This is a genomic window from Pseudomonas sp. EA_65y_Pfl2_P74 (assembly GCF_963970575.1).
GTDB classification, from domain to species: Bacteria; Pseudomonadota; Gammaproteobacteria; order Pseudomonadales; family Pseudomonadaceae; genus Aquipseudomonas; species Aquipseudomonas baetica_A.
Window position 1 is genome coordinate 56,833 of sequence record NZ_CAXAOQ010000004.1, and the last position, 13,178, is coordinate 70,010.

Genomic DNA, 13,178 nt, shown 5'->3' on the forward strand with positions numbered 1-13,178 from the left:
CGTTTTGCGACCCCGAAAAACGCGATTCTAACAGACCAAAGGAGCAATTCCGCGCCGGTGTGCATCGCTTCTCTCTATACAATGGCGGGTGCCGGGTCGATTCCAAGGGGGCTGCGCCCATGTCCTTGGTGTGATTACAGATTTCGGGTTCCGTTTCTGCACACCCTGTGGTATAAAATGCGCCGCTTTCCGGGGATGCCCCGAAAAGCTTAAATCCACACACGTGTCGACACGATGACCTGGGTGCTTTTGGCTTTATGCCACTGGTTGGTCATTGGGATACGTGGAGGCCAAACCCGACTTATTAAGGAACTATCATGTCCCAAGTCAACATGCGCGATATGCTGAAGGCCGGTGTGCACTTCGGTCACCAAACCCGTTACTGGAATCCGAAAATGGGTAAGTACATTTTCGGCGCGCGTAACAAGATTCACATTATCAACCTTGAAAAAACCCTGCCAATGTTCAACGAAGCTCTGACTTTCGTAGAACGTCTGGCCCAGGGCAAAAACAAGATTCTGTTCGTCGGTACCAAGCGTTCCGCTGGCAAGATCGTTGCTGAAGAAGCAGCACGTTGCGGTTCGCCGTACGTCGATCACCGCTGGTTGGGCGGCATGCTGACCAACTTCAAAACCATTCGTGCTTCCATCAAGCGTCTGCGTGACCTTGAAGTTCAAGCCGAAGACGGTACCTTCGCCAAGCTGACCAAGAAAGAAGCGCTGATGCGCACTCGTGATCTTGAGAAGCTGGATCGCTCCCTGGGCGGCATCAAGGACATGGGCGGTCTGCCAGACGCACTGTTCGTGATCGACGTTGACCACGAGCGCATCGCGATCACCGAAGCCAACAAGCTGGGCATTCCGGTCATCGGCGTTGTCGATACCAACAGCAGCCCGGAAGGCGTTGACTACATCATCCCAGGCAACGATGACGCAATCCGCGCTATCCAGCTATACATGGGTTCGATGGCTGACGCAGTTATCCGTGGTCGCAACAATGTTGGCGGCGGCACTGTAGAATTCGCAGCTGAAGAAACTCAGGCTGCAGCTGAGTAATTGACGCCCTGGCGTTGACTCAGTAAGCAAAAAGGGGGCTTGGCCCCCTTTTTGCCACCTCGAAAACCATTTGTCGGCGCCCACTTGTGGTAGCGCTCACCCTGCATCTGTAACGTGCAGCGGCTACAAGGTGATTCGGGAAGAATTGAACGCCCGTTCGATCGGGTGGAATGGTTGAAAACCTATCCAAGAGGAATTTGAAAATGGCAGCAATTACTGCAGCGTTGGTTAAAGAACTGCGCGAGCGTACCGGCGAAGGCATGATGGATTGCAAGAAAGCCCTGGAAAAGGCTGACGGCGACATCGAAAAAGCCATTGATGACATGCGTGCTTCGGGCGCGATCAAAGCTGCGAAAAAAGCTGGCAACGTTGCCGCTGAAGGCGCAATCGCAATCAAGGACGACGGTAAAGCTGCCGTTATCCTGGAAGTGAACTCGCAGACCGACTTCCTGGCTCTGCAAGACGACTTCAAAAACTTTGTTGCTGCCAGCGTTGAAAAAGCTTTCGCTGACAAGCTGACCGATGCGGCTCCGCTGATCGCTGCTCAAGAAGCTGATCGCGAAGCACTGGTTGCCAAAGTAGGCGAAAACGTCAACATCCGTCGTCTGACCCGTATCGAAAGTGACGTTGTGGGCTCGTACCTGCACGGCAACAAGATCGGTGTTGTTGTGGCTCTGAAAGGCGGTGACGTCGAGCTGGCCAAAGACATCGCGATGCACGTAGCTGCAAGCAACCCTGAGTTCCTGCTGCCTTCGCAAGTTTCGGCTGAAGCGATCGAGCGCGAAAAAGCTGTGTTCATGCAGCTGAACGAAGAAAAAATCAAAGGCAAGCCAGAAAACATTGTTGAGAACATGGTCAAGGGCCGTATCAGCAAGTTCCTGGCAGAAGCGAGCCTGGTTGAGCAGGCGTTCGTCAAAAACCCTGAAATCAAGGTTGGCGAGCTGGCCAAGAAAGGCGGCGCAGAAATCGTTTCCTTCACTTACTACAAAGTAGGCGAAGGCATCGAGAAGCCGGTCGACAACTTCGCTGAAGAAGTTGCTGCCCAGCTGGCTGCCGCCAAGCAGTAAGACGGTTTTTCAACTGTCGCCCGAAAGAGGCTGCCCGCTCACGCGCGCAGCCTCTTTTCAGATGGGGCAACCAATTTTTTATTGGTTTCCACTTGGAACTGACTTACAAAGCCATGTTCCGATGGCGCTGAAGCAGCGCCAAGCTAGAGTGAACGCCAGCTGTAAACAGCTCGCAAAGAATTTTAAATACGCCGCAGGAGAGATTCGCAATGGCTCAGCAGGGCAGTGGTTATCAGGCTCGCTATAAACGCATTCTACTCAAGCTTAGCGGCGAGGCCTTGATGGGCTCGGAAGAGTTCGGGATCGATCCGAAAGTGTTGGATCGAATGGCGCTGGAAGTCGGTCAGCTGGTCGGTATCGGCGTACAGGTCGGTCTGGTGATCGGTGGTGGTAACCTGTTCCGCGGCGAAGCGCTGAGCAAAGCCGGCATGGATCGGGTGACAGGCGACCACATGGGCATGCTGGCCACTGTGATGAATGCCCTGGCCATGCGCGACGCGCTGGAGCGTGCCAATATCTCGGCCATCGTGATGTCGGCCATTTCCATGGTCGGCGTAACCGATCACTATGATCGCCGCAAAGCCATGCGCCACCTGAACTCCAAAGACGTCGTGATTTTCGCGGCCGGTACCGGCAATCCGTTCTTCACCACGGATTCGGCAGCCTGCCTGCGCGCAATCGAAATCGACGCGGACGTCGTGCTCAAGGCGACCAAGGTTGATGGCGTCTACACAGCCGATCCGTTCAAAGACCCGCATGCCGAGAAGTTCGATCATCTGACTTATGATGAAGTGCTGGATCGCAAGCTGGGTGTGATGGACCTGACGGCTATTTGCCTGTGCCGCGACCACAAGATGCCGCTGCGCGTATTCAACATGAACAAACCCGGTGCCCTGCTGAACATCGTCCATGGCGGCGCTGAAGGTACCCTGATCGAGGAAGGTCAACAATGATCAACGAAATCAAGAAAGACGCTCAAGAGCGTATGCAAAAGTCTCTGGACTCCCTGTCCCATGCATTCGGTCAGATTCGTACCGGCAAGGCGCACCCAAGCATTCTGGGTAGCGTGATGGTGCCTTACTACGGCACTGACACCCCGCTGAGTGGCGTTGCCAACGTCACCGTGAAAGACTCGCGCACGCTGCAGGTCGTGGCGTTCGAGCGCAACATGCTCGCAGCCGTCGACAAGGCTATCCAGAGCGCCGGTCTGAACCTCAACCCGACTAACCTGGGTGAGTTGCTGTTGATCCCGATGCCGGCCCTCACCGAGGAAACGCGTAAAGGCTTCACCAAGCAGGCACGCAGCGCTGCTGAAGACGCGCGTGTTGCCGTGCGCAATATTCGTCGTGATGCTTTGGGCGAGCTCAAGAAACTGGTCAAGGACAAGGAAATCAGCGAAGACGAAGAGCGTCGTGCCATCGCTGATATCGATAAGCTGACCAAAGAATCCGAGGCCCAGATCACCAAGGCCACGGACGAGAAAGAAAAAGACCTGATGGCCGTATAAGGGTCGAGCTTTAAATGGACAAGACCAAGCAGACTGCGCCGTCCGCGGTGCCGCGCCATGTCGCGATCATCATGGATGGCAACAATCGCTGGGCGAAAAAACGCTTTATGCCGGGTGTCGCCGGGCATAAAGCGGGCGTGGATGCTGTTCGGGCCGTGATCGAGGTGTGCGCTGAGGCCAAGGTCGAAGTGCTGACCCTGTTCGCCTTCTCCAGTGAGAACTGGCAGCGCCCGGCCGATGAGGTCAGTGCCTTGATGGATCTGTTCTTCAAGGCCTTGCGTCGTGAGGCCAAGCGCCTGAACGAGAACAACATTAGCCTGCGCATCATTGGCGATCGTTCGCGCTTCCATCCGGAGCTTCAGGCCGCGATGCGCGAAGCCGAAGCCATGACTGCGGGCTCCAATCGTTTTATCCTGCAGATCGCCGCCAACTACGGCGGTCAGTGGGATATCGCGCAAGCCGCGCAGCGTTTGGCGCGTGAAGTTCAGGCCGGGCATCTGCGTCCGGAAGACATTACTCCTGATCTGCTGCAAACCTGTCTGGCGACCGGCGATCTGCCGTTGCCGGACTTGTGCATCCGCACGGGCGGAGAGCACCGCATCAGCAACTTCCTGCTGTGGCAACTGGCTTACGCCGAGTTGTACTTCTCCGACCTGTTCTGGCCGGACTTCAAACACGATGCCATGCGCAATGCGCTGGCTGATTTCGCTTCGCGCCAGCGTCGTTTCGGTAAAACGAGCGAACAGGTCGAAGCTGGAGCCCGGGTTTAATGCTTAAACAACGAATCATCACTGCACTGATCCTGCTGCCGATCGCCTTGTGCGGGTTTTTCCTGCTCGAAGGTTCCGCTTTTGCGCTGTTCATCGGTCTGGTCGTGAGCCTCGGTGCCTGGGAATGGGCACGTCTGGCGGGCTTCACCGCGCAATCGTTTCGCGTCGGCTTTGCTGCCGTCGTCGCATTTATGTTGTTCGTCATGTACGTGGTGCCCAGTCTCGCGCCGTGGGTGCTGGGTGCTTCGGTGCTTTGGTGGGCAGTTGCGACGTATCTGGTGCTGACCTACCCGCGTTCCAGCGAACATTGGTCCAGTGCTGCCAGCAAGCTAGTGATTGGTCTGTTGATTTTGCTGCCGGCCTGGCAAGGCCTGATGCAGATCAAGCAATACCCATTGGGTAACTGGCTGATCATGGCAGTGATGGTGCTGGTCTGGGGCGCAGATATCGGCGCTTATTTTTCCGGTCGTGCATTCGGCAAGCGTAAGTTGGCCCCTCAAGTCAGTCCGGGTAAAAGCTGGGAAGGCGTCTACGGCGGTCTTGCCCTCAGTCTGGTGATCACCGCTATTGTCGGCCTGGTACGTGACTGGACGGTTGCCGAGTTGCTCAAGGGTTTGATTGGTGCTGCGCTGATCGTCTTCATCTCGGTTGTGGGCGACCTCACCGAAAGCATGTTCAAGCGTCAGTCCGGCATCAAGGACAGCAGTAATCTGCTGCCAGGTCATGGCGGCGTTCTTGATCGTATCGACAGTCTGACCGCGGCCATTCCAGTCTTCGCGGTGTTGCTGTGGATGGCTGCGCCGTGAGCCGCCCGCAACAGATCACTGTTTTGGGGGCGACCGGCTCGATTGGTCTGAGCACCCTTGATGTTATTGCGCGTCACCCTGAGCGCTATCAGGTTTTCGCATTGAGCGGTTTCACTCGCCTGAGTGAGTTGCTGGCGTTGTGCATACGGCATGTGCCGCAATTTGCCGTGGTACCGCAAGTCGCCGCTGCGCGCGGTTTGCAGGATGATTTGCGCGCAGCCGGTTTGTCGACCCGTGTGCTGGTGGGGGAAGAGGGCCTGTGTCAGGTCGCTTCTGCTCCGGAAGTCGACGCGGTGATGGCGGCGATCGTTGGCGCGGCTGGCCTGCGTCCGACTCTGGCGGCCGTTGTGGCCGGCAAGAAGATCCTTTTGGCCAATAAAGAGGCGCTGGTAATGTCCGGCGCCCTGTTTATGCAGGCGGTACGCCAAAGCGGTTCTGTGCTGCTGCCGATCGACAGCGAACACAACGCGATTTTCCAGTGTATGCCACTGGATTTTGCTCGCGGATTGAGCGCTGTCGGTGTTCGCCGGATTTTGCTTACAGCCTCTGGTGGTCCGTTCCGACAGACGCCGATGAGCGAATTGGCGCACGTTTCACCTGAGCAAGCGTGTGCCCACCCGAACTGGTCCATGGGGCGCAAGATTTCAGTAGACTCGGCCAGCATGATGAATAAAGGTCTTGAGTTGATCGAGGCTTGCTGGTTGTTTGATGCAAAGCCGTCGCAAGTCGAGGTGGTGATCCACCCGCAGAGCGTGATTCACTCGCTGGTCGACTATGTCGATGGCTCGGTACTGGCGCAATTGGGGAACCCTGACATGCGCACACCGATCGCCAATGCTCTGGCTTGGCCGGAACGCATAGACTCCGGTGTGGCGCCGCTGGATCTGTTCGCAGTTGCGCGCCTGGACTTTGAGGCGCCGGATGAGCAGCGCTTCCCTTGTCTGCGTCTGGCGCGTCAAGCTGCCGAAGCAGGCGACAGTGCACCGGCGATGCTCAATGCGGCGAACGAAGTGGCGGTGGCGGCGTTTCTCGACGGACGAATCCGTTACCTGGAAATCGCGAGTATCATCGAGCAGGTGTTGAACCTCGAACCGGTCGTAGCACTGGATGATCTCGACGCTGTGTTTACGGCAGACGCCAAGGCGCGAGTTCTGGCTGAGCAGTGGTTGAAGCGTCACGATCGATAGAATTTGAAACACAATGGCGTCACGCGGCACTGAACAGGATTGCGGAGAAAGTAGATGAGCGCGCTCTATATGATTGCCGGCACCCTGATCGCCTTGGGTGTGCTGGTCACCTTTCACGAATTCGGCCACTTCTGGGTCGCGCGGCGCTGTGGCGTCAAGGTTCTGCGCTTTTCCGTAGGCTTCGGCATGCCTCTGCTGCGCTGGCACGACAAACAGGGCACTGAGTTCGTCATCGCCGCGATTCCGCTGGGTGGCTACGTCAAAATGCTCGACGAGCGTGAGGGCGAGGTGCCGGTTGATCAACTGGATCACTCGTTTAACCGCAAGACGGTTCGTCAGCGAATCGCCATTGTTGCCGCCGGCCCTGTCGCCAACTTCCTTTTGGCCCTGGTGTTTTTCTGGGTGCTGGCCATGCTCGGTAGCGAGCAGGTACGCCCGGTCATCGGTGCGGTCGAGTCTGGCAGCATCGCCGCCAAGGCTGGTTTGGGTGTGGGGCAGGAGATCGTCGCGATTGATGGCGAGCCGACCACCGGTTGGGCAGCCGTCAACTTGCAGTTGGTGCGTCGGCTTGGTGAAAGCGGTTCGTTGCAGTTGCTGGTGCGTGAGCAGGGCTCTACCGCGGACTCTCCACGCGAGTTGGTGCTGGATCACTGGCTGCAGGGGGCTGATGAGCCCGATCCTATCCGCTCATTGGGTATTCGTCCGTGGCGTCCGGCCTTGGCGCCCGTGCTTGCCGAGCTTGATCCAGAAGGTCCAGCTCAGGCGGCTGGCCTGAAAACCGGTGATCGCCTTCTGTCTCTGGATGGCCAGGCGCTTAATGACTGGCAGCAAGTGGTTGATACCGTTCGTACGCGTCCTGATACCAAAATCATGCTGCGTATCGAGCGCGACGGTGCTCAAATCGACGTCCCGGTCACCTTGGCAGCGCGCGGCAAAAGCAAGTCTCCAAGCGGTTATCTGGGGGCGGGTGTAAAAGCTGTCGACTGGCCACCGGAGATGATCCGCGAAGTCAGTTACGGGCCGTTGGCCGCGATTGGCGAGGGCGCCCATCGTACTTGGACCATGAGCATTCTGACGCTGGACTCACTCAAGAAAATGCTGTTCGGCGAGCTCTCGGTAAAAAACTTGAGTGGACCGATAACCATTGCTAAAGTGGCGGGCGCTTCTGCCCAGTCGGGCGTCGCTGATTTCCTGAATTTCCTTGCTTATCTGAGTATTAGCCTGGGAGTTCTGAATTTGCTGCCCATCCCTGTACTGGATGGGGGGCACTTGTTGTTTTATCTGATCGAGTGGGCGCGTGGTCGTCCCTTGTCGGATCGGGTGCAAGGTTGGGGGATACAGATCGGTATCAGTTTGGTGGTCGGGGTGATGTTGCTTGCTCTGGTCAACGATCTGGGTCGACTGTAAAGCTTCGCTGAATTGCGAATCTGCCGCATTTTGCGGCAGTTTGTTTATTGCCAGTTGGAATAAGAAAGGACTTCATGAAACGTCTGCTGCTAACTGCGGTTCTCACCGTATTGATGATCGCCGAAGTTCACGCCGAGTCCTTCACTATCTCTGATATTCGCGTCAATGGCCTCCAGCGGGTCTCCGCGGGTAGCGTCTTTGGTGCCTTGCCGTTGAACGTCGGCGAGCAGGCGGATGATCGTCGCCTGGTGGAATCCACTCGTGCGTTGTTCAAAACCGGTTTCTTTCAAGATATCCAGCTGGGCCGCGAAGGCAACGTTCTGGTGATCACGGTTGTTGAGCGTCCATCTGTCGCCAGTATCGAGATCGAAGGTAACAAAGCGATCTCTACTGAAGACTTGATGAAAGGCCTCAAGCAATCCGGTCTGGCCGAAGGCGAGATCTTCCAGCGTGCCACCCTCGAAGGTGTCCGTAACGAACTGCAACGCCAGTACGTCGCGCAAGGCCGCTATTCCGCGACCGTCGATACCGAAGTGGTATCGCAGCCGCGTAACCGTGTTGGCCTGAAAGTGAAGATCAACGAAGGCACCGTTGCTGCCATTCAGCACATCAACGTGGTAGGCAACACGGTTTTTCCCGAGGAAGACCTGACCGACCTGTTCGAGCTGAAAACCACCAACTGGCTGTCGTTCTTCAAGAACGATGACAAATATGCCCGTGAAAAACTGTCCGGTGACCTGGAGCGTCTGCGTTCCTACTACCTGGATCGCGGCTATATCAATATGGATATTGCTTCGACCCAGGTGTCCATCACTCCGGACAAGAAGCATGTCTACATCACCGTCAACGTGACCGAGGGTGAGAAATACACCGTTCGTGACGTCAAACTCAGCGGTGATCTCAAAGTACCTGAAGATCAGATCAAGTCCTTGTTGCTGGTGCAGAAAGGCCAGGTGTTCTCGCGCAAGCTGATGACCACTACTTCTGAACTGATCACCCGTCGTCTGGGTAACGAGGGTTATACCTTCGCCAACGTCAACGGCGTGCCTCAGCCGCACGACGATGATCACACCGTAGACATCCTGTTTGCTGTCGATCCGGGCAAGCGTGCCTACGTCAACCGCATCAACTTCCGTGGCAACACCAAGTCCGAGGACGAAGTGCTGCGTCGCGAAATGCGTCAAATGGAAGGTGGCTGGGCTTCGACCTACCTGATCGACCAATCCAAGACCCGTCTTGAGCGTCTGGGCTTCTTCAAGGAAGTCAACGTCGAAACGCCGGCTGTTCCGGGTGTCGACGACCAGGTTGACGTGAACTACAGCGTTGAAGAGCAGGCTTCCGGTTCGATTACCGCCAGCGTCGGTTTCGCCCAGAGCGCCGGTTTGATCCTCGGTGGTTCGATTACCCAGAACAACTTCCTCGGTACCGGTAACCGCGTCAGCGTCGGTCTGACTCGAAGCGAATACCAGAGCCGCTACAACTTCGGCTACGTTGACCCCTACTGGACCGCCGATGGCGTGAGCCTGGGTTACAACGCGTTCTATCGCACAACCGACTACGCTGAACTCGATGCCGATATTTCGAGCTATTCCGTAGACAGCCTGGGTGCGGGTGTTAACGTTGGCTACCCGATCAGCGAGACTTCGCGACTGACCTTCGGTCTGTCTGCCCAGCAAGACAAGATCAAGACCGGCAAATACACCGTTGACGAGATTTTCGACTTCGTTAACAAAGAAGGCGACAACTACCTGAACTTCAAGGCGTCGGCCGGCTGGTCCGAGTCGACCCTGAACAAAGGTGTACTGCCAACCCGTGGTCGCTCCCAGAGCCTCACCCTGGAAACCACCATTCCGGGCAGCGACCTTGCATTCTACAAACTTGACTACCGTGGTCAGTTGTTCCAGCCGATCAGCGAAAACTACACTTTGCGTCTGCACACCGAACTGGGTTATGGCGACGGTTATGGTTCCACAGATGGCTTGCCGTTCTATGAAAACTACTATGCTGGTGGTTTCAACTCGGTTCGTGGCTTCAAGGACAGCACCCTCGGCCCGCGTAGCACACCAAGTTCGGGCAACAACCCGGGTACTGTCAAAGATCCGGACCAAGACCCGCTGCCGTTCGGTGGCAACGTCCTGATTCAGGGCGGTGTGGAAGTTCTGTTCCCGCTGCCATTCGTCAAGGATCAGCGTTCCCTGCGTACTTCGGTATTCTGGGACGTGGGTAACGTTTTCGATTCGCAGTGCAAGGACACCACCAACGCAAACGGCACTTCGTCCAACACCAAGTGCAACGACATCAGCCTGAGCAACATGGCCAGTTCCGTCGGTGTTGGCGTGACCTGGGTTACCGCGCTGGGCCCCCTGAGTTTTGCTCTGGCCATGCCGGTCAAAAAACCGGATAACGCTGAAACTCAAGTGTTCCAATTCTCCCTCGGCCAGACGTTCTAAGCGTCTGACCCAAGATAACGACAATGGATTTTGTAGGAGTGCATCGTGCGTAAGTTGACTCAATTGGTTCTCCTGGCCTCCGTACTGGTGGCAGGCCCGGCATTCGCCGACATGAAAATTGCCGTTCTGAACTATCAGATGGCGTTGCTGGAATCGGACGCGGCCAAGAAATACGCTGTCGATGCGGAGAAGAAGTTCGGTCCTCAACTGACCAAGCTCAAAACTCTGGAAAGCAGCGCCAAGGGCATTCAGGATCGTCTGATGGCCGGTGGTGACAAGATGCAGCAGGGCGAGCGTGAGCGTCTGGAGCTGGAGTTCAAGCAAAAGGCCCGTGACTTCCAGTTCCAGTCCAAGGAACTGAATGAAGCCAAGGCCGTTGCTGACCGCGAAATGCTCAAGCAACTGAAGCCGAAACTGGATAGCGCTGTAGAAGGCGTCATCAAGAAAGGTGGTTTTGACCTGGTGCTCGAACGTGGCGCAGTGATCGATGTCAAGCCTCAGTACGACATCACACGCCAGGTTATCGAGCGCATGAATCAGCTGAAGTAACCCATGACCGTGACTATCAAGCTCGGCCAGTTGGCCGAGTTCCTCGGCGCCACCCTGCGTGGCGACCCGGAGAAGCAAATTACTGGGCTAGCCACTTTGCAAGAGGCTGGCCCAGCTCAGTTGAGCTTTCTGGCAAATCCTCAATATCGAAAATACCTGGCCGGTTCTCAGGCAGCAGCCTTGTTGCTCAAAGACGCCGACGCAGAAGGTTTTGCCGGTAATGCATTGGTGGTGCCAGATCCTTATCTGGCTTATGCACGTATCTCTCACTTGTTCGATCCCAAACCGAAAGCTGCCGCGGGTATCCATCCCTCGGCAGTCATCGCTGACGACGCTGTGGTTGATCCAACCGCCAGCATCGGCCCCTTCGTGGTGATCGAGGCGGGTGCACGCATTGGGGCGCAAGTCACGCTGGGTGCCCATTGCGTCATCGGTGCCCGCAGCGAAATCGGCGAGGGCGGCTGGCTCGCTCCGCGTGTCACGCTGTATCACGATGTGCACATCGGCAAGCGTGTGGTTATCCAGTCCGGTGCCGTGCTCGGTGGTGAAGGCTTCGGCTTCGCCAATGAGAAGGGTATCTGGCAGAAAATTGCCCAGATCGGTGGTGTGACCATCGGCGACGATGTGGAGATCGGCGTGAATACTGCCATCGACCGCGGCGCGTTGGCCGATACCGTGATCGGCAATGGCGTGAAACTCGACAACCAGATCCAGATTGCCCACAACGTCCAGGTCGGTGATCACACTGCCATGGCCGCGTGCGTCGGGATCTCCGGTAGCACCAAAATCGGCAAGCACTGCATGCTGGCCGGAGGTGTCGGTCTGGTCGGCCACATTGATATTTGCGACAACGTTTTCCTGACCGGGATGACCATGGTGACGCACTCGATTACCGAGCCAGGCGCCTATTCTTCCGGCACAGCCATGCAACCGGCTGCCGAATGGCGCAAAAGCGCGGCACGCATTCGTCAGCTCGATGACATCGCGCGTCGTTTTAAACAGCTGGAAAAGCGCGTTGGGGAAGTGACCCCTGACGGCAATGCTTCATCAGATGGCTGATACCATTTCCATATCAAGTGTGCACAGCCTCTAGACTGCCTCCTTGATTTGCTAGAGGAGTGCGCGTCAGTCGCGCTCCCAATCTTTACATAGGCTTCCCCCCGAAATGATGGACATCAACGAGATTCGCGAATACCTGCCTCACCGTTACCCGTTCCTGCTGGTGGACCGGGTGGTGGATCTGGACACTGAAGGCAAGCGCATTCGCGCCTACAAGAATGTCAGCATCAATGAACCTTTCTTCAATGGTCACTTCCCGGCGCATCCAATCATGCCAGGCGTGCTGATCATCGAAGCGATGGCTCAAGCTGCCGGGATCCTCGGTTTCAAAATGCTCGACGTCAAACCGGCGGACGGCACCCTTTATTACTTCGTTGGTTCCGACAAGCTGCGTTTCCGCCAACCGGTCAAGCCTGGCGACCAGTTGATCCTTGAAGCCACGTTCATTAGCTGTAAACGCAAGATCTGGAAGTTTGAATGCCAGGCTTCGGTCGATGGCAAGCCGGTCTGCTCGGCCGAGATCATCTGCGCGGAACAAAAAGTATGAGTTTGATTGACCCTCGCGCAATCATCGATCCGTCGGCCGTTCTGGCAGACGGCGTCGAGGTCGGCCCTTGGTCGATCATCGGCGCAGGTGTGGAAATCGGCGAGGGTACCGTGATCGGGCCGCATGTGATCCTCAAAGGCCCGACACGTATCGGCAAGCACAATCGCATTTACCAGTTTTCCTCGGTAGGCGAAGACACGCCCGATCTGAAGTACAAAGGTGAAGAGACCCGACTGGTGATAGGTGACCACAACGTCATCCGCGAAGGCGTGACGATTCACCGTGGCACCGTGCAGGACCGTTCGGAAACCACGCTGGGCGATCACAACCTGATCATGGCCTATGCCCACATCGGTCACGACAGTGTCATCGGCAATAACTGCATCCTGGTCAACAACACGGCGTTGGCCGGCCATGTGCATGTTGACGACTGGGCGATTCTCTCCGGGTTCACCCTGGTTCACCAGTATTGCCACATTGGCGCCCACAGCTTTTCAGGCATGGGTACCGCGATCGGTAAAGACGTTCCCGCGTTTGTCACCGTGTTTGGCAACCCGGCCGAGGCGCGCAGCATGAATTTTGAAGGCATGCGCCGTCGCGGTTTCAGCGAAGACGCTATCCACGCATTGCGTCGTGCCTATAAGACCGTTTATCGCCAAGGGCTGACAGTCGAGCAGGCACTGGCTCAACTGGCCGAGCCTGCTGCTCTGTTCCCGGAAGTCGCGGTGTTTCGCGATTCCATCCAGTCGTCGACACGCGGCATCACCCGCTGAT

13 protein-coding genes are annotated in these 13,178 nt (G+C 56.6%); all 13 read left to right on the forward strand.

Features of this window, described 5'->3' with window-relative positions; all coding sequences use genetic code 11:
- The first annotated feature begins 317 nt into the window (after positions 1–317).
- The 13 genes from rpsB to lpxA all read left to right on the forward strand — a co-directional run bounded on the left by rpsB (position 318) and on the right by lpxA (position 13,177).
- Complete coding sequence (gene rpsB / locus AACY18_RS03925) at positions 318–1,055, forward strand: 30S ribosomal protein S2 (RefSeq protein ID WP_095189367.1); 738 nt, start codon at positions 318–320, stop codon at positions 1,053–1,055.
- A gap of 203 nt (positions 1,056–1,258) precedes the next feature.
- Complete coding sequence (tsf, locus tag AACY18_RS03930; RefSeq protein ID WP_339430544.1) at positions 1,259–2,122, forward strand: translation elongation factor Ts; 864 nt, start codon at positions 1,259–1,261, stop codon at positions 2,120–2,122.
- Positions 2,123–2,331: 209 nt separating this feature from the next.
- Positions 2,332–3,075, forward strand: a complete 744-nt coding sequence (pyrH, locus tag AACY18_RS03935) for a UMP kinase (protein WP_003222124.1) — start codon at positions 2,332–2,334, stop codon at positions 3,073–3,075.
- Complete coding sequence (frr, locus tag AACY18_RS03940) at positions 3,072–3,629, forward strand: ribosome recycling factor (RefSeq protein ID WP_339430545.1); 558 nt, start codon at positions 3,072–3,074, stop codon at positions 3,627–3,629. Before pyrH ends, frr begins: the two co-directional genes overlap by 4 nt.
- 14 nt (positions 3,630–3,643) lie before the next feature.
- Positions 3,644–4,399, forward strand: coding sequence for a polyprenyl diphosphate synthase (uppS, locus tag AACY18_RS03945; RefSeq protein ID WP_221732444.1), 756 nt, complete (start codon positions 3,644–3,646; stop codon positions 4,397–4,399).
- A complete protein-coding gene (locus AACY18_RS03950) occupies positions 4,399–5,205 on the forward strand; it encodes a phosphatidate cytidylyltransferase (protein ID WP_339464335.1) in 807 nt (268 codons plus the stop codon). Before uppS ends, AACY18_RS03950 begins: the two co-directional genes overlap by 1 nt.
- The gene (gene ispC, locus AACY18_RS03955) at positions 5,202–6,392 is read left to right on the forward strand and encodes a 1-deoxy-D-xylulose-5-phosphate reductoisomerase (protein ID WP_339464337.1); all 1,191 of its coding nucleotides are present in this window, start codon (positions 5,202–5,204) and stop codon (positions 6,390–6,392) included. Before AACY18_RS03950 ends, ispC begins: the two co-directional genes overlap by 4 nt.
- Before the next feature lie 54 nt (positions 6,393–6,446).
- Entirely contained in the window at positions 6,447–7,799 is a 1,353-nt protein-coding gene (gene rseP / locus AACY18_RS03960; RefSeq protein WP_339430548.1) for a sigma E protease regulator RseP, read from the forward strand.
- 74 nt (positions 7,800–7,873) lie between these two features.
- Positions 7,874–10,249, forward strand: a complete 2,376-nt coding sequence (gene bamA / locus AACY18_RS03965) for an outer membrane protein assembly factor BamA (protein ID WP_339430549.1) — start codon at positions 7,874–7,876, stop codon at positions 10,247–10,249.
- Between the two features lie 45 nt (positions 10,250–10,294).
- Positions 10,295–10,798 carry an OmpH family outer membrane protein gene (locus AACY18_RS03970; RefSeq protein ID WP_339430550.1) on the forward strand — a complete coding sequence of 168 codons (504 nt, stop codon included), beginning with the start codon at positions 10,295–10,297 and terminating at the stop codon, positions 10,796–10,798.
- A gap of 3 nt (positions 10,799–10,801) precedes the next feature.
- Positions 10,802–11,857, forward strand: a complete 1,056-nt coding sequence (gene lpxD, locus AACY18_RS03975) for a UDP-3-O-(3-hydroxymyristoyl)glucosamine N-acyltransferase (protein ID WP_339464340.1) — start codon at positions 10,802–10,804, stop codon at positions 11,855–11,857.
- A 106-nt stretch (positions 11,858–11,963) separates the two neighbouring features.
- Positions 11,964–12,404, forward strand: a complete 441-nt coding sequence (fabZ, locus tag AACY18_RS03980) for a 3-hydroxyacyl-ACP dehydratase FabZ (RefSeq protein WP_042557884.1) — start codon at positions 11,964–11,966, stop codon at positions 12,402–12,404.
- Positions 12,401–13,177 carry an acyl-ACP--UDP-N-acetylglucosamine O-acyltransferase gene (gene lpxA / locus AACY18_RS03985; protein WP_339430552.1) on the forward strand — a complete coding sequence of 259 codons (777 nt, stop codon included), beginning with the start codon at positions 12,401–12,403 and terminating at the stop codon, positions 13,175–13,177. Before fabZ ends, lpxA begins: the two co-directional genes overlap by 4 nt.
- The last annotated feature ends 1 nt before the right edge of the window (position 13,178 follow it).